The organism is Roseburia sp. AF20-18LB (assembly GCF_003461185.1).
GTDB lineage: Bacteria > Bacillota > Clostridia > Lachnospirales > Lachnospiraceae > Roseburia_C > Roseburia_C amylophila.
This window is the reverse complement of the sequence record NZ_QTWP01000003.1, coordinates 285570-302382: the sequence shown is the minus strand read 5'-3', so window position 1 is coordinate 302382 and position 16813 is coordinate 285570. Positions and strand designations below refer to the sequence as shown.

Genomic DNA, 16813 nt, shown 5'->3' with positions numbered 1-16813 from the left:
AGAATTATAATAGCAGAGGTCGAATGACGTCCTCATAATGGTAAAGATGATGGCAGTGCATTTACATCATGAAATGGTGATGTGACAGGAAGGGAGAAGATAAGGATATGACAATTCGGGAACGGATGGAGCGCATGGAGCATGAGATGTTAAGCCCTTATGCAGCATTAAGCGAGAATTCCAAAGGACGGGATTATCCGGAGGCACCTTGTGATATACGTCCCGTATACCAGAGAGACAGAGACCGTATTCTCCACTGTAAGGCATTCCGCCGTCTGAAGAATAAGACGCAGGTGTTCTTAACACCGAAGGGTGACCATTATCGTACCCGTATGTCGCATACCTTAGAGGTATCACAGAATGCCAGAACCATTGCAAAGGCACTGCGGCTGAATGAAGATCTGGTGGAAGCCATTGCATTAGGGCATGATTTGGGACATACGCCATTTGGTCATGCCGGAGAGCGGGTGTTAAATGAACTTTGCTCCGGTGGTTTTAAACATAATAAACAGAGTGTGCGTATCGTAGAGAAATTGGAAAAAGGCGGACAGGGGCTGAATCTGACATGGGAAGTGCGGGATGGCATTTTAAATCATCAGACCAGTACGATGCCGCATACACTGGAAGGCAAAATCGTCCGTTTTTCCGATAAAATCGCCTATATTCATCATGATATTGATGATGCTGTGCGTGGAAAGATAATGGTGGAAGAAGATATTCCAATCGAGATACGGAAGGTATTGGGAAAGAATTCAGCAGACCGTCTGGATACACTGATTCATGATATTATAACCAACAGCATGGATAAGCCGGATATCATTATGTCCGAAGAAATTTTCCAGGCAATGCAGGATTTACGGAAGTTCATGTTTGTAAGCGTATATACCAATTCCATTGCCAAAGGCGAAGAGACAAAGGCAGAAGGCTTACTCAGCAAACTGTTTACATATTATATGGAACATCCGATGACAATGCCGGCGCAGTATACCGATATGATTGCAGAAGGCGAAGAGGAAGAACGGGTAGTATGTGATTATATCGCAGGAATGACCGACCAGTATGCAATTGCCAAATTCTCAGAATATTTTGTACCGAAAGCTTGGCAGGTGAATTAAGGAATGGCATATTATTCAGATGAATTAATAGAAGAAGTACGTTCCAGAAATGATATTGTGGATGTGATTTCCGGATATGTACGGTTGACAAAAAAAGGCAGCACGTATTTTGGACTGTGCCCCTTCCATAATGAAAAGACCGGTTCTTTTTCCGTATCACCGAATAAGCAGATGTATTACTGCTTTGGATGCGGAGCAGGCGGAAATGTATTTACCTTTCTGATGCAGTATGAGAACTTTTCATTCCCGGAAGCGATGGAGGCATTGGCAGAGCGTGCCGGAATCGAACTGCCGAAGCAGGAAATGAGTGCCCAGGCAAAGAAAGAAGCAGACAAACGCCAGATTCTGTTAGAGATTAACAAGGCAGCCGGCAAATATTATTATATGCTGCTGCGGAGCGAACACGGAAAACAGGCGTATGAATATTTTAAAAAGAGAGAATTATCGGATGCCACCATGCAGAAGTTTGGGCTTGGCTATTCGGATAAATACAGTGATGATTTGTACCGCTATTTAAGAAAGCTTGGATATGATGATGCAATCTTAAAGGAATCCGGTCTTGTGTCCATTGACGAAGTCCGGGGTGGACATGATAAATTCTGGAATCGTGCCATGTTTCCGATTATGGATGTGCATAATAAAGTAATCGGATTTGGTGGACGAGTCATGGGAGACGGTGAACCGAAGTATCTGAATTCGCCGGAGACCAAAGTCTTTGATAAGAGCCGGAATCTGTATGCATTGAATTTTGCAAGACAGACCAAGAAACCGCAGATGCTCTTATGTGAAGGCTATATGGATGTGATTGCGCTGCATCAGGCAGGCTTTGACAATGCAGTGGCATCCTTAGGAACCGCGTTTACCAGTGGACATGCCAGTCTGCTGAAGCGATATACGAAGGAGGTTTATCTTACCTTCGACAGCGATGGCGCCGGAATTAAGGCGGCACTTCGTGCAATCCCGATTTTAAAAGAAGTAGGGCTGACTGCCAAAGTCATCAACATGAAGCCGTACAAAGACCCGGATGAATTCATCAAGGCACTTGGAGCGGAAGAATACCAGAAGCGGATTGATGCGGCAGAAAACAGCTTTATGTTTGAAATCAGGATTTTAGAGCAGAAATATGATATGAAGGACCCGGAAGGAAAGACCGCATTCCAGACAGAAGTGGCAAAGAAACTGCTTGATTTTACCACGGAACTGGAACGGAACAATTATATGGAAGCTGTGGCAGATAAATATCATATGAGCTTTGAAGCACTCCGGAATCTGGTAAACCAGCTGGGCACCCAGGGAGGACTTGTAAAAGAGCGGACACCGCTTAAGAGTGGGCTGAATGAGAAGAAGCATAAGAAAGAGGACGGCATGAAGCAGTCCCAGAAATTGCTTTTGACCTGGCTCATAGAATATGATAATCTGTACGATAAAATCAAAGATATCATTACACCGGAAGATTTTACGGAAGACATTTTCCGTAAGGTGGCAGAGCTTCTCTATGAGCAGAAGAAGTCGGGTACTGTCAATCCGGCACAGATTATCAGTTTATTTGCAGAAGAAGAGGAACAGCGGGAAGTTGCAGAGCTCTTCCATGCGAGAATCCATGAAGTGGATTCTGCTGCAGAGCGGGATAAGGCGTTAAAAGAGACGATTCTGCGGGTGAAGGATAACAGCATCTCCTATCGTTCGGCGCACTTAGAACCTACGGATATGCAGGGCTTGCAACAGATTGTGGCAGATAAGAGAACCTTGCAGAATATGGAGAAAATGCATATTTCTATAGATTGAGGACAAAATACTATTTAGTCCCGTTTATATGACGAATCATGAGAGGATGAACAAGAAAATGGATGAAAAGATGGAAAAGACTACGAAAAAGACAACAAAAGCTGCAAAAAGTGCTCCGGCAGCAAAAGACGAAAAGATGAGCATTGAGGAGAAAAAAGCAAAATTGCAGGAAAAACTTCAGGAACTCCTTGCACTGGCAAAGAAGAAAAAGAACAGCCTTGAGTATCAGGAAATCAGCGAGTTCTTCAAGGACATGGAACTGGATGCAGATGAGTTTGAGAAAATCTTAGACTTCCTTGAGACCAATAACATTGATGTGCTTCGAATCATGGATGAAGACGATATCGATGACGATATCATCTTAGATGACGAAGACGAGGTAGAGGTAGAAAAGATTGATTTATCGGTACCGGACGGCGTATCCATTGAGGACCCGGTTCGTATGTATTTAAAGGAAATCGGTAAAGTGCCTCTTTTAAGTGCAGAGGAAGAAATCGAACTGGCAAAGAGGATGGAATTAGGTGATCAGGAAGCAAAGAAACGTCTGGCAGAAGCCAACCTTCGTCTGGTGGTAAGTATTGCAAAACGTTATGTAGGACGTGGTATGTTATTCTTAGACCTGATTCAGGAAGGTAACTTAGGTCTGATTAAAGCCGTTGAGAAATTCGATTACCGGAAAGGCTATAAGTTCTCTACCTATGCAACATGGTGGATTCGTCAGGCAATCACAAGAGCCATTGCAGACCAGGCAAGAACCATCCGTATCCCGGTTCATATGGTTGAGACAATCAACAAACTGATCCGCGTTTCAAGACAGTTACTGCAGGAGTTGGGACGTGAACCGACCCCGGAAGAGATTGCAGCAGAAATGAATATGCCGGTAGACCGTGTACGTGAAATCTTAAAGATTTCCCAGGAGCCGGTTTCTTTAGAGACCCCGATTGGTGAAGAGGAAGATTCCCATTTAGGAGACTTCATTCAGGATGATAATGTACCGGTACCTGCTGATGCAGCAGCATTTACCCTGTTAAAAGAGCAGTTGGAGGAAGTGCTTGGAACACTGACCGAGCGGGAGCAGAAGGTATTAACCCTTCGTTTTGGTCTGGAAGATGGACGTGCCCGTACACTGGAAGAAGTTGGAAAAGAATTCAATGTAACCAGGGAGCGTATCCGTCAGATTGAAGCAAAGGCACTCCGTAAACTGCGTCATCCAAGCAGAAGCCGCAAATTAAAGGACTATCTGGAGTAATATATGAATAAACTTTCAAAAAGAATGCAGGCAGTTGCAGCATTGGTTCAGAATACCACCTGCCTTGCAGATGTAGGATGTGACCATGGTTATGTTCCGATTTATCTGATCCAGTCAGAACGTATTGGGCATGCCATTGCAATGGATGTGAACCGGGGTCCGCTTCTTCGGGCAGAGGAGCATATCCGGGAAGTTCATTTAGAAGATTACATAGAAACCAGATTGTCCGATGGACTTACAGCACTGGCTCCATCCGAAGCCGATGGCGTGGTAATCGCTGGAATGGGTGGAGCGTTGACGAAACGGATTCTTGCAGAGCATCCGGAAGTCTGGAAGAAGATGAATAATCTTGTGTTACAGCCACAGTCTGAAATAGAAGAGGTACGCCGTTATATTTATGCGGAAGGCTTTCACATTGAAGAAGAAGATATGGTGGAAGAAGAAGGCAAATATTACGTGATGTTAAGATGTGTACCGGGAAAAGCAGCACCGTTGACGGATGTTGCTTTTCGTTATGGTGGATATTTATTACAGACAAAAAATGAAATATTAAAACAATATTTAATAAAACAGAGACAGCAGTTCTCGGAAATCTTAAAGAAACTTGAAATCCAGAAGCTTATGCCGGAGCAGACTGTATTGCAGAAACCAGAATTGCTGCGACAATCTGCAACGCAACAGGATGAATTGCAGCAGAAAGAAGATGGCAGTACAAGACGCTTTGAACGGCAGAAAGAACTGGAAGAGAAACTTGCAATGATAGAAGAAGCAGAGCGTATCATGGGAGAAAAGATATGAAGTGTGAACAGATACGGGAAATATTAGAGACACTTGCTCCTGTAGCAATGGCCTGTGACTGGGATAATCCAGGATTTCAGGTCTGCAGATGGGAGAAAGAGATAAACAGTATCTATCTGGCGGTGGATGCAACCGACGAAGTAATTGCGGAAGCGAAAGACCGGAAGGCTGATATGATACTGACGCATCATCCGTTAATCTTTGGTGGAATCAAAAATGTTCTTACCAGTGATTTTATCGGCAGAAGAATTTACGGGCTGGCACAGCAGGATATGGTTTACTGTGCGATGCATACGAATTTTGATATCTGCGTCATGGCTGACCTTGCAGCAGATTACCTGGAACTAATGGAGACAGAGCCATTGGAAGTAACCGGGGAGTGGCAGGGAAAATCCTGTGGTATCGGTAAAGTAGGAATGCTGCCACAGCAGATAAGCCTTGAGGATTGCGGCAGGATTGTAAGAAGCCGGTTTCAGACAGAAGCGGTAAAAGTATTTGGTGATACCAGCCGCATGGTACAGCGTGCAGCAATTTGCCCCGGCTCCGGAAAGAGTGAAGTGGATGAAGCGATTGCAAAGGGTGCCCAGGTGTTGATAACGGGAGATATTGACCACCATACGGGAATCGATGCAGCGGCCAGAGGCTTAAGTATCTTAGATGCAGGACATTATGGATTGGAGCATATTTTTGTAACCTATATGGCAGAATATTTCAAGGAAAAATTACCGGAACTGAACATATACAGCCAGAAGTTACAATCTCCGTTTTCCTATATTGTATAAATAGTAATCAAAGAAATGGGGGACTACTATGGGAGAAATTAAATGTAGAATTAATATTCATGGAAATGTAAGGGAGTATGTGCCGGAAACCACATACAAGCAGCTTGCCAAGGAATATCAGAAACAGTTTCCGGATGATATTGTCCTGGTGCTGGTGAACAACCGCCTGCGGGAGCTGCGTGAGAAGGTAGAATCGGGAAATCTTACCTTTATTACAACAGCAGACAAGGATGGAAGGAAAGCATACCGGAGAAGTACGGCGTTACTGATGCAGAAGGCAGTGCATAATCTTTATGGGGAAGAAAAGATTACGGTCCGCATCATGCATTCCATTGCCCAGGGATATTATTGTGAACTGAAGCGGAATGAGGAAAAGAACGGAGCATCAGAGCAGGCAGAATGGGTAGCTGTCGATGAACAGATGTTAAGGAATTTAAAGCAGGAGATGCAGCGTCTGGTAGAAGCCGATTTTCTGATTGAAAAGCACAGTCTGCCGACGGCAGATGCAGTAGAACTCTTCCGGAGACTGGGAATGACCGATAAAGAAAGACTGTTCCGCTACCGGAGAAGCTCAAGAGTCAATATTTATGAGCTGGATCATTACAAAGATTATTTCTATGGATATATGGTACCGTCTACCGGTTATCTGAAATATTTTGACCTGACATTATATAAAGAAGGTTTTATGCTGCTCTTTCCGGGAAAAGATACCAGGACGGTGGATGTTTTTGTCCCATCGGATAAACTGTACCTGACACTGGAAGAAGCGTCAGAGTGGGGACATACCATGGGAGTAGGAACCATAGGAGCTTTGAATGATGCAGTTTCTGCTGGCAGAATACAGGAAATTATTCTGATACAGGAAGCTCTGATGGAACAGAAAATAGGACAGCTGGCAGAGCAGATTAAAGAAGGACATCATAAGAAATTCATTATGATAGCAGGTCCATCCTCTTCTGGAAAGACAACGTTTTCCCACAGGCTGTCCATACAGCTTGCCGCCCATGGCATGAAACCGCATCCGGTTCCGCTGGATGATTTTTATGTAGACCGGGATAAGACACCGAAAGATGCAGATGGAAAACTGGATTTCGAATGCCTGGAGGCATTGGATATTGACCGTTTTAATAATGATATGACAAGTCTTTTAAATGGAGATGCAACGGAACTGCCGGTATTTAATTTTAAAACCGGAAAACGGGAAACAAAAGGAAGAATGATGCAGCTTGGAGAGGAAGATGTCCTTGTTATTGAAGGCATCCATGGACTGAATGACAGGCTTTCCTACTCTCTGCCGCAGGAAAGCAAATTCCGTATTTATATCAGTGCGCTGACCCAGCTGGATATTGATGAACATAACTGCCTGCCGACGACAGATGGCAGACTGATACGGAGAATTGTAAGGGATGCAAGAACCAGGGCTACATCAGCGAGGGAGACCATTGCCATGTGGGATTCGGTAAGGCGGGGAGAAGAAAAGAATATCTTCCCATTTCAGGAAGGTGCCGATGTAATGTTTAATTCAGCTTTAATTTATGAGCTTGCTGTGCTGAAACAGTATGCAGAGCCATTGTTGTTTGCAATTGAACGGGACTGCCCGGAATATCTTGAAGCGAAGCGGCTGCTGAAGTTCTTAGATTATTTCCTTCCGGTACCGGCGGATAATATCAATAACAATTCGATTATCCGTGAGTTTATCGGTGGAAGCTGTTTTAATGTCTGATATAGAAGCAATATGAGGGATAGACCGTGTTTCTTGTGCAAAAGAGATAGTTGTCTATCCCTGAATTTTACTTAAAACATAAAAAATAGACAAAATATAACGAAAAAAACGAATAGAAAAAGAAATTTTGTTGAAAAGCATGTAAAGAATGGCTATAATAAAATAATGATGATTTTTGTCACATCATGATATGTGAAGAATGATTTGGAGAGTGGCAGAGAATGGAAAGCAGACAGAAGAAACGTCTGGGGGATATGCTGATTGAGGAACAGATTATTACAGATGAGCAGCTCTCAGATGCATTAGAGAAGAAAAAGGGGACTACAAAGCGGCTGGGTGAGGTTCTGGTAGAGCTGGGTTATACCAATGAGACGGATATTGCCAAGGCACTGTCAAGCCAGCTTGGACTGGAAATAGTCTCGCTTAGTGGAATACAGATAGAAGAAAATGTGCTAAAGCTGGTGGACGTGGCAGTTCTGAGAAAATATGTCATGGTACCAATTGGCTTTTCACCGAATAATATGAATGAAGTCCGTGTGGCAATGGCCGACCCGATGGATATGCGTGGAATTGATGATTTTTCTATTATTACTAATCTGCAGGTCGCACCGGTAATTGCCACAACCCATGATATTATGCTTACCCTTGACCGTTTCTATGGAAGCAGTGAAGCAAGGAAGGTGGCTGAGGCATATGCACTGGAGCGCCGGCAGGAAGAGCAGAGGGAACAGGAGAAGGAGAATGATGAAGATATTGCAAATTCCCCGATTGTTCTTCTGGTAAATGCCATGATTGAGCAGGCAGCAAGACAGCGTGCCAGTGATATACATATAGAAGCATTGGAAAGCCGTGTAAGAATCCGCTACAGGATTGATGGTGTGTTATATGAGAAGGCGAGCTACGACATCCGGCTTCTGAATGCAATTACAGCACGTATCAAGATTATTGGCGGCATGGATATATCAGAAAAAAGAAAACCACAGGATGGACGAATTACCCTTGTGGTAGATCGTGTGGAATACGATATCCGTGTATCAATCCTGCCAACGGTTTATGGAGAGAAGTGTGTACTTCGTCTTGCACAGAAGAAAGCACTGACCAAGGATAAGAGGGAACTTGGATTTACCCCGGGGGAGCTGGAAAGCTTTGACCGTATGTTAAAGCATCCGAATGGAATCCTTTTGGTAACAGGACCAACCGGAAGTGGTAAATCAACGACGCTTTACACAGCACTTTCTGAACTGAATACAGAGGATATTAATATTATCACAGTAGAAGACCCGGTAGAGGCGAATCTGGACGGCGTCAATCAGGTACAGGTAAATGCCAAAGCGGATATGACCTTTGCATCTGCACTGCGTTCAATCCTGCGACAGGATCCGGATATTATCATGATTGGTGAGATCCGAGACGAAGAAACCGCAGAGATTGCGGTACAGGCTTCTATTACTGGACATCTGGTAGTAAGTACCCTGCATACCAACAGTGCAGCAGGAACCATTACCCGAATGTTAAATATGGGCGTAGAGGGATATCTTCTTGCAGATTCCGTAATCGGAGTGATTGCCCAGCGTCTGGTGCGGAGACTTTGTCCGAACTGTAAACAGCCGCATAAGCCGACTGAATATGAGCGCAAGCTTCTGAATCTGGATGATTTGGATGAGACGATGATTTTTGAAGCAAAGGGCTGCCCAATGTGTGCCAATACAGGATATAAGGGCAGAATCGGTGTCTATGAGATGATGGAAATCAACACGGAAATGAAAAACGCCATAGCAAAAGATGCTTCCACTGCCGAAATCAAACATCTGGCAGTAGAAAATGGAATGGAAACTCTTGCAGAGGGAGCCAGACGTAAAGTTTTAGAAGGAATTACTTCTGTGTCAGAGCTGGTGGGAGTATCTGCTGAGGATTAAGGAGAGCTGGGGATTTTACAATGAACAGAATAGAAATGTTTTTGCGGGAAGGAAATGAAAAAGGGGCATCCGATATCCATCTTGCACCGGGAAGCCCGGTGATGTTCCGAATTGATGGAGAACTGGTTCCTGCATCAGATGAGAAGATAAAACCATTTGAAATAGAAGAAATGATAGAACCGCTGTTGACGGAAGAGCAGAAGGCAGAGCTGAAGGAAAATGGAGAACTGGATTTTGCGTATTCTATCGCAGGCTTTCACAGGGTGCGTTTTAATGTGTTCCGTCAGAGAGGTACTTACGCGGTAGCACTCCGTATACTCTCGTTTGAGATACCGGAAGCAAAGCGGCTTGGTATTCCACCATCTGTGGTTGACCTGACAAACCGCAAGCGTGGACTGGTATTGGTAACAGGACCGACCGGAAGTGGTAAATCTACCACACTGGCGTCTTTGATACATATTATTTCTGAAACATATGCTAAGACAATTATTACACTGGAAGACCCGATTGAGTATTTGCATCCTCACAGCAAGTCAATTGTATTGCAGAGGGAAATCGGTTACGACAGTAAGAGTTATGCGTCAGCACTTCGCGCCGCATTGCGTGAAGACCCGGATGTAATTCTGGTGGGGGAGATGCGTGACCTGGAAACAATCAGTATTGCGATTACGGCGGCAGAGACCGGACATCTGGTATTTTCAACCCTGCATACCAACAGTGCAGCAGCAACCATTGACCGTGTCATTGACGTGTTTCCACCGCATCAGCAGCAGCAGACCAGGATACAGCTGTCAGGTGTTATTGAAGGAATTATCGCCCAGCAGCTTCTTCCAAAGGAAGGCGGTGGACGTGTGGCGGCTTACGAGGTCATGCTTGCCACTCCGGCAATCCGTAACCTGATACGTGAAGGAAAGAGCTTCCAGATACAGTCTATGATACAGACCAGCAAGAAGCTTGGCATGCAGGCAATGGATGATGCCATTTACGATCTTTATATGCAGAATAAGATATCAGCAGAAGATGCCGTAAGTTTTGCACAGGAGCCGGCAGTTATGCAGCAGAAGGTAACGCTATTCTAAACTGCGGAGCATCTGCAGGGAACTGTTAACAGCAGCTTCCGTGGATACCGTAGAATGAAAAAAATGGTTAACAAATTTGAAATTTAACCGATAAATATACTGTAAGGGGGATGAGAAGGTGCCCAGTTATTCATATATAGCAGTGGATGCCATGGGAAAAGAGAAGAAGGCAACCATTGATGCAGAAAATCAGAACAAGGCAGCAGCCCAGCTTAAGAAAAACGGACTTACTTTAATATCCATAAAGGAAGTCGGAATGTTGGAAAAGGATATTAAATTAAGCTTTGGGCGGAAAGTAAAACCAAGGGATTTAAGCGTGTTCTGCCGGCAGTTTGTCAGTATGATAGAAGCCGGGGTTACGGTAATTGATGCCCTTGGAATGTTAGAGGAACAGACGGAAAATAAGAGACTTTCCGCTGCACTTCATGAAGTGCGTACCGAAGTGGAGAAAGGACAGACACTATCCGAAGCCATGGGACATCAGGGAGAGATTTTCCCGGAAATGTTAGTGAATATGGTGGCGGCAGGAGAGACCTCCGGTAATATCGAGCTTTCCTTCAGCCGTATGGCAGTGCAGTTTGATAAGACGGCGAAACTGTCCGGTTTAATGAAAAAATCACTGGCTTATCCGGTGGTACTGCTGATTGTGGCAGTATTAATCGTCATTCTGATGGTAGTAAAGGTAATACCGGGATATGCAGCAACCTTTGAGCAGGCAGGCATGCAGCTGCCGGGCATCACCCGGGCAATGATGAGCATGAGCCATGTGATTACAAAATTCTGGTATCTTTTCGTGGGAGGAATCCTGCTGATTGTACTTGGTATCCGGGAATGGCGCAAGACAGAGAATGGAAAGCTGTTCTTTGGCAAAATAGCCATGAAACTTCCAATATTTGGCAAGTTAAACATAAAGACATATTCTTCACAGTTTGCCCGTACATTAAGTACTTTAATGTATGCAGGAATCCCATTGATTCATGGAATTGATGCAGTCACCAAGCTGATGAAGAACCGTCACTTCCAGCTGCAATTGCAGTCAGCAAGAGAGGAAGTGGCAAAGGGTGTTCCGTTATCAGAACCGCTGCGGAAGGGCGGACTGTTTCCGCCTATGGTAATCCACATGCTTTCTATCGGCGAGGAAACCGGTGATATTGAGGGCATGTTAGACAAGCTGGCAGATTATTATGATGAAGAGGTTGAGATGACCACCCAGACGGTTATGGCGGCAATGGAACCAATGATTATCGTAGTAATGGCAATTATCGTAGTAATTCTGATTGCAGCAATTTATGCGCCGATGCTTTCCATGTACAACCAGCTCGGCAACATGTAAAACGAATTAAGATTCCGTAATAGGGGCGGGATTTTAAGATAAAATATTTATATTTATACAAGAAGGAGAATAGCATTATGAACAAGATTAGAAACAGAAAGAACAACAAAGGCTTTTCATTAGTTGAGTTAATCATCGTTATTGCCATCATGGCAATCTTAGCAGGAATCTTAATTCCTCAGTTTGTTAAGTACATCAGCAGCTCCAAAGTATCCGGAGATATCCAGCAGGCAGAGAACATCTACAATGCAGTAGCAGCTCAGTACGCAGATTCTCAGGGAACAGCACCAACAGGTATGACTTATGATGGAAACAAGCATGAAGTAACAGCTGCTGTTGCAGAGGCATTAGAAATGGGAAAAGCAGCACCTACATGTAAAGTAGATTCAAGCTATTTATTTATGTATAGCTGTGACAGCAAGGGTGCGGTTGCTGTATATCTTGCACCAGCAAGCGAGGCAGATAAAGCATATGATGCTACAAAAGATACCAAGATTTCTCCATCCATTGAAGGAGTGGATAAAGATAAGTGGACAAAATAATCCGCTGAGCTAAGAAAGGACACTACATACCATGACACCAATGCTTGCACTCATCACAGTATTTATTTTCATATATGGAATTGTCATCGGAAGCTTCTTAAATGTCTGTATCTACCGGATACCGCAGAAAGAAGATATCGTCCGGGAGAGTTCCCACTGTATGAGCTGCGGGCATCGGTTGAAATGGTATGATTTAGTGCCGCTGTTCAGTTATCTTTTCTTAAAGGGAAAATGCCGTTACTGTGGTTCGAAGCTGTCAAAGCAGTACCCTATCGTCGAAGCACTCAATGGAATCCTTTATGTAGTTGTATTTTACGCAACAGATTTTAGGTGGGACAGTATTTTATACTGTCTTATGACTTCTGCGTTAATCGTACTTAGTGTGATAGATTACCGCACCTATGAGATTCCTTTTGGAATCAATGTGTTCCTGTTTGTACTGGGGGTTATCCGGTGCGTATTTGGAAAAGGGGACAGAGGAACCTTGATGATTGGTTTCTTTGCAGTGAGCTTGTTCTTGCTGTTATTATCACTTCTTACCAGAGGAGCAGCAATTGGTGGTGGAGACATCAAGCTGATGGCGGCTGCCGGGCTGCTTCTCGGATGGAAGTTGATTATTCTTGCATTTGTGATTGGATGTATTGCGGGTTCTGTGGTACATCTGTTCCGGATGAAGGTATGTGGTGCCGGCAGAATGCTGGCGCTGGGTCCATACTTATCGGTCGGGATATTTATTGCTGCCCTGTGGGGAAATGGGATGATAGACTGGTATCTGGGACTTTTTATGTAGAAAAGAGTGATTATAAGTGGAAAGTGTATGAAGCATAGGTATGCTTTCCAGTTATAATCACGAAAGGTGAGTGAAGGATGAAGATATTAAGTATAGAAATAGGTGTTGATGTAACCCATGTATTGGAGATGGATTACCGGGTGAAGAATCCGAAAGTATATCGAAGCTTTAGCTTTCAGACTCCGGTAGGTGTAATTGGAGAAGCTGGTGTGCGTAAGAGTGAGGAATTCCGCACAGCCTTACATAAGCTTCTGGATGCAAATAAGATTAAGACACGGAAAACTTTGTTTGTAGTTAATTCCGGTAAGATAGCAAGCCGTGAAGTGCTGATTCCGATGATAAAAGAAAACCGTATCAAGGATTTCTTAAATACAAATTCAGCAGATTTCTTCCCGGTAGATTTATCCCGGTACCAGCTGGTATACCGGAATGAAGGTGTGGTACAGCAGGACACGGTAAAGAAGAGAAAATTATATGTATTTGCTGTGCCGGGAGATCTGGTACAGTCTTATGAAGAGCTGGCAGATTTCTGCTCCCTGGAACTTACAGCACTTGATTATGTGGGAAACAGTATTTTCCAGATGATGCATAAAGCGGTAGGAAATAATATCTGCTGTTCTGTAAAATTAGACAATAATGCAACCATGATTACGATTATCAATCAGGGAATGGTTGTATTACAAAGAACAGTATTTTATGGCTTTGAAGAAGTAGAGAAGGTTGTAGTGGATTCCGGTCTTTTCCCGAAGGAACAGTATCCGGCAGCAATGGATATATTACAGCAGACAGACTGTCTGGATGCAAACCAGGCGGCACCGGAAGATGCCATGAATGCCATGCGGGCAGAAGCGGTAGAAGCACTGCGTCCGATGATTGGCAATATTCGGCGGGTATTAGATTATTATCAGTCCAGAAATAATGGGGCAGAAGTAAAAGAGTGTTTCCTGATTGGTAACGGAGCTTATATCAAGGGACTGGACAGACTGATGTCCCTGGAATTGAATCTTCCGGTACATTTACAGGAAAAAGATGTTTTAAACGGTTTCCGTACATCCGGAGGCAGATTTGATGCCATGTATGAAGCCTGCTATGGAGCAGCAATACAGCCATTAGACTTTGTGTTTGGTTCGGCACAGACTGCAAAGATTATAGAAGAGAAGAAAAAACGCGAATTGCTTGCAGCAAAGCTGATTGGTCTGCTTTGCGTGGCATGTGCTGTGATATTGCTGGCATTATCCGGAGTACAGAGGATTGCATTATCCCACGAACTGAATACTCTGAATAAGCAGAAGGATGAACTGGAATATATACAGGATATTTATAATGCATATGTGGATACCAAGAGCCAGTATGATGATGTGACAAAAATGAATGGCAAGACAGAGACAGTCAGTGATGCACTGGCAGATGCCATTGAAGAAATGGAAGAAAAATTCCCATCCGGTGTAAAGGTAACAAGCCTTACCAGTAATGGAGAGGGAATTTCCATGGACATTGAAGTATCTACAAAGGAAGAAGCAGCAAAGATTTTGCAGAATCTTGCAACCTTCGACGCTTTCCGCAGTGTAACGACCAACGGAATTACAGAATCCACAGATGAGAACGGTAAAATTACGGTAACATTTTCAGTGATGTGTACCTATGTAAATGGTACAGCAGATGATTCCATTGATACCGAGACCACACCGGAAGAAGATGTCGAGACCTATATGAATGGTGACCAGTATATTTATCCGGATATGGAAGGCAGTACCGAAAGTGGGGAGGCAGACAATGAATAAGGAAAATAAGAAAGTAAACGACAGGGAATTAAAACTGATATTTGTATTAGGCGGCATAGTATTATTTTTCTTAATCTACCAGTTTGGATATCTGAATGTCCAGAAGGCAAATAAAAATTTAAAGAGCCAGGTAGATGAGGTGCGTGGAGAAGTAAAGGTTATGCAGACCATGAAGCAGAACGAAGAGACTTATAAGGCATATACAGATTCCATGACACAGGAAATGCAGGAGGTAATGGATGCAATTCCATCAGAGATCCGTTCGGAGGATAAGATTATGTTTGCCAGAAGTCTTGAAAAAGAGTATGGCTTTCATGTTACCGGCGTAGGTCTCCAGACGGACGAAATGGTTTATGAAATGAATGAAGATGGAAGTAATCCGGCAGATGATGGCAAATTGTTATATCGTACCGTGGTAAGTCTTGACTGTGAATGTGATTATACACAGCTTAAGAACTGTCTGCGTGGATTAAAGAATAATAATTTCAAGATGTCTGTGGATACAGCAAGCTTCGAGCCGGATGAAGAAACCGGGAAACTGAAAGGAAATATGACGGTAAATATGTATTATCTTTACGGAAGTGAGAAACCATATGAACCATTAACCATTGATGGGGTATCCTTAGGAACAGATAATATCTTTGGAACGGGAACGATTACTCCGGCAGCTCCATCGGATGCCACAGGTACGGAAGGTACCACAGGAACAACAGGTACCACAGGAACAACAGGTACCACAGGAACGGATACCAGGCGGTAAGAAAAGCCGGACAGTATAGAAGAAAATGTGAAAAGCAGAAAGGAGCAGAGATGGTATGAGCGGTTATAATGGCAGAAAATTAAATCATAAATTAAATTGTAGTTTAAATAACCGGGGATTTTCATTAGTGGAAATTCTGATTGCAGTAGCGATTCTCGTACTGTGTGCAGTTCCTTTACTGAAAGCATTTGTAACATCTGCCCAGACCAATGTCAGGGCAAGACAGAATTTAAATGCGACTACGCTGGCTGAAAATATTATGGAAGAAATAAAAGCAGCAGGTGTTGAAGGCTATGGTGTGAAATCGGGAGACACGGTTACGATAGATGGTGTGGATCTTCCGGTTTATGAGGCTGAGTATAGCAATTACAGCTTTGATGGCAGGGCATATGATGTTAAGGCAGTAATGACACCATCGCAGGAGACCTATCTGGATGGTACGGATGAAAAAGCATATAATGCACAGGGTATCCCGGAGATTTCTGTTATGGATGACAGCCGGGATGCTGTTTATGTAGAGGACAAGAATGCAAGATTTGACATAATAGATGAAAATGCGGATTCGCTGGGCATGAAGGCGGAAGAACTGCTGAATGCATGCAGAACGGAATACCGCTTTGCAGTAAAGGAAAATCACGGCAGATATACCGTTACCCAGACGGTAACATACAGTGATGCTTCCGGAAATACAATCGGAACACCCCAGACCCTGACCATATTTGATTCGGTGCTGACCGGAGCAGATCTCAGAAGTCTTTATGTGTGCTATATTCCGGCACTTCGAACAGCCGGTGATATGTACAGAACGCAGGAGAAGGTGGTAATCGAAAACAGACAGGATATTCCGGTTGATGTATATCTTATCCGTCAGGGCTCGCAGGATACACCACTTGCAGTCAGTATTATAGAAAGTGCTCCATCAACAGTGGCAGCAACACAGATTCATACAAATCTTTCTGTAGATGATAAGACAGACATCGGCAGTATAGAACGAAATGGAAGCAGTATTACAGCAGCTACAGCTAAAAGCGCCTTTGGTTTTCAGAAGATGGGCGAGGCTGCAAAGGCAGATGCAGCCAGACTTTATACAGTAGAAGTAACCGTTAAACCGGTAGATTCGGAAAAATCAATTACCTTAACAGGAACGGCAATGAAGTAAG

General features: G+C 43.8%; 14 protein-coding genes. All 14 read left to right on the top strand.

From position 1 onward, the window contains the following. Positions 1-107: 107 nt before the first annotated feature. The 14 genes from DWX65_RS08595 (at position 108) to DWX65_RS08530 (ending at position 16812) form a co-directional block, all read left to right on the top strand. A complete protein-coding gene (locus tag DWX65_RS08595) occupies positions 108-1115 on the top strand; it encodes a deoxyguanosinetriphosphate triphosphohydrolase (RefSeq protein ID WP_118173240.1) in 1008 nt (335 codons plus the stop codon). Positions 1116-1118: 3 nt separating this feature from the next. Next, on the top strand, positions 1119-2900 hold the full coding sequence (dnaG, locus tag DWX65_RS08590) for a DNA primase (protein ID WP_118173239.1): 1782 nt from the start codon (positions 1119-1121) through the stop codon (positions 2898-2900). A gap of 136 nt (positions 2901-3036) precedes the next feature. After that, positions 3037-4149 (top strand): RNA polymerase sigma factor RpoD, encoded by a 1113-nt coding sequence (rpoD, locus tag DWX65_RS08585; protein ID WP_118173299.1) that lies wholly within the window; start codon positions 3037-3039, stop codon positions 4147-4149. A gap of 3 nt (positions 4150-4152) precedes the next feature. Continuing rightward, positions 4153-4947 (top strand): tRNA (adenine(22)-N(1))-methyltransferase, encoded by a 795-nt coding sequence (locus tag DWX65_RS08580; RefSeq protein ID WP_118173238.1) that lies wholly within the window; start codon positions 4153-4155, stop codon positions 4945-4947. Then, on the top strand, positions 4944-5729 hold the full coding sequence (locus DWX65_RS08575; RefSeq protein ID WP_118173237.1) for a Nif3-like dinuclear metal center hexameric protein: 786 nt from the start codon (positions 4944-4946) through the stop codon (positions 5727-5729). The genes DWX65_RS08580 and DWX65_RS08575 overlap by 4 nt, the downstream gene beginning before the upstream one ends. A gap of 28 nt (positions 5730-5757) precedes the next feature. After that, the gene (locus DWX65_RS08570; protein ID WP_118173236.1) at positions 5758-7452 is read left to right on the top strand and encodes a nucleoside kinase; all 1695 of its coding nucleotides are present in this window, start codon (positions 5758-5760) and stop codon (positions 7450-7452) included. A gap of 221 nt (positions 7453-7673) precedes the next feature. Then, positions 7674-9368, top strand: coding sequence for a GspE/PulE family protein (locus tag DWX65_RS08565; protein WP_118173235.1), 1695 nt, complete (start codon positions 7674-7676; stop codon positions 9366-9368). 20 nt (positions 9369-9388) lie between these two features. Continuing rightward, positions 9389-10447 (top strand): type IV pilus twitching motility protein PilT, encoded by a 1059-nt coding sequence (locus tag DWX65_RS08560; RefSeq protein ID WP_117841989.1) that lies wholly within the window; start codon positions 9389-9391, stop codon positions 10445-10447. Positions 10448-10565: 118 nt separating this feature from the next. Then, complete coding sequence (locus tag DWX65_RS08555; RefSeq protein ID WP_118173234.1) at positions 10566-11780, top strand: type II secretion system F family protein; 1215 nt, start codon at positions 10566-10568, stop codon at positions 11778-11780. A gap of 77 nt (positions 11781-11857) precedes the next feature. Beyond that, the gene (locus tag DWX65_RS08550; protein WP_117947419.1) at positions 11858-12322 is read left to right on the top strand and encodes a type II secretion system protein; all 465 of its coding nucleotides are present in this window, start codon (positions 11858-11860) and stop codon (positions 12320-12322) included. Positions 12323-12353: 31 nt separating this feature from the next. After that, positions 12354-13112 carry a prepilin peptidase gene (locus DWX65_RS08545; protein WP_330414786.1) on the top strand — a complete coding sequence of 253 codons (759 nt, stop codon included), beginning with the start codon at positions 12354-12356 and terminating at the stop codon, positions 13110-13112. Positions 13113-13189: 77 nt separating this feature from the next. After that, on the top strand, positions 13190-14893 hold the full coding sequence (locus tag DWX65_RS08540) for a pilus assembly protein PilM (RefSeq protein ID WP_118087569.1): 1704 nt from the start codon (positions 13190-13192) through the stop codon (positions 14891-14893). After that, positions 14886-15653 carry a hypothetical protein gene (locus DWX65_RS08535; protein WP_118173233.1) on the top strand — a complete coding sequence of 256 codons (768 nt, stop codon included), beginning with the start codon at positions 14886-14888 and terminating at the stop codon, positions 15651-15653. The genes DWX65_RS08540 and DWX65_RS08535 overlap by 8 nt, the downstream gene beginning before the upstream one ends. Before the next feature lie 55 nt (positions 15654-15708). Further along, on the top strand, positions 15709-16812 hold the full coding sequence (locus DWX65_RS08530; RefSeq protein WP_118087567.1) for a type II secretion system protein: 1104 nt from the start codon (positions 15709-15711) through the stop codon (positions 16810-16812). The last annotated feature ends 1 nt before the right edge of the window (position 16813 follow it).

What these genes read in the sequence shown, in the direction of transcription:
- DWX65_RS08595 (WP_118173240.1), top strand. Translation starts at nt 108, where the DNA reads ATGACAATTCGGGAACGGATGGAGCGCATGGAGCATGAGATGTTAAGC.
- dnaG (WP_118173239.1), top strand. Translation starts at nt 1,119, where the DNA reads ATGGCATATTATTCAGATGAATTAATAGAAGAAGTACGTTCCAGAAAT.
- rpoD (WP_118173299.1), top strand. Translation starts at nt 3,037, where the DNA reads ATGAGCATTGAGGAGAAAAAAGCAAAATTGCAGGAAAAACTTCAGGAA.
- DWX65_RS08580 (WP_118173238.1), top strand. Translation starts at nt 4,153, where the DNA reads ATGAATAAACTTTCAAAAAGAATGCAGGCAGTTGCAGCATTGGTTCAG.
- DWX65_RS08575 (WP_118173237.1), top strand. Translation starts at nt 4,944, where the DNA reads ATGAAGTGTGAACAGATACGGGAAATATTAGAGACACTTGCTCCTGTA.
- DWX65_RS08570 (WP_118173236.1), top strand. Translation starts at nt 5,758, where the DNA reads ATGGGAGAAATTAAATGTAGAATTAATATTCATGGAAATGTAAGGGAG.
- DWX65_RS08565 (WP_118173235.1), top strand. Translation starts at nt 7,674, where the DNA reads ATGGAAAGCAGACAGAAGAAACGTCTGGGGGATATGCTGATTGAGGAA.
- DWX65_RS08560 (WP_117841989.1), top strand. Translation starts at nt 9,389, where the DNA reads ATGAACAGAATAGAAATGTTTTTGCGGGAAGGAAATGAAAAAGGGGCA.
- DWX65_RS08550 (WP_117947419.1), top strand. Translation starts at nt 11,858, where the DNA reads ATGAACAAGATTAGAAACAGAAAGAACAACAAAGGCTTTTCATTAGTT.
- DWX65_RS08545 (WP_330414786.1), top strand. Translation starts at nt 12,354, where the DNA reads ATGACACCAATGCTTGCACTCATCACAGTATTTATTTTCATATATGGA.
- DWX65_RS08540 (WP_118087569.1), top strand. Translation starts at nt 13,190, where the DNA reads ATGAAGATATTAAGTATAGAAATAGGTGTTGATGTAACCCATGTATTG.
- DWX65_RS08535 (WP_118173233.1), top strand. Translation starts at nt 14,886, where the DNA reads ATGAATAAGGAAAATAAGAAAGTAAACGACAGGGAATTAAAACTGATA.
- DWX65_RS08530 (WP_118087567.1), top strand. Translation starts at nt 15,709, where the DNA reads ATGAGCGGTTATAATGGCAGAAAATTAAATCATAAATTAAATTGTAGT.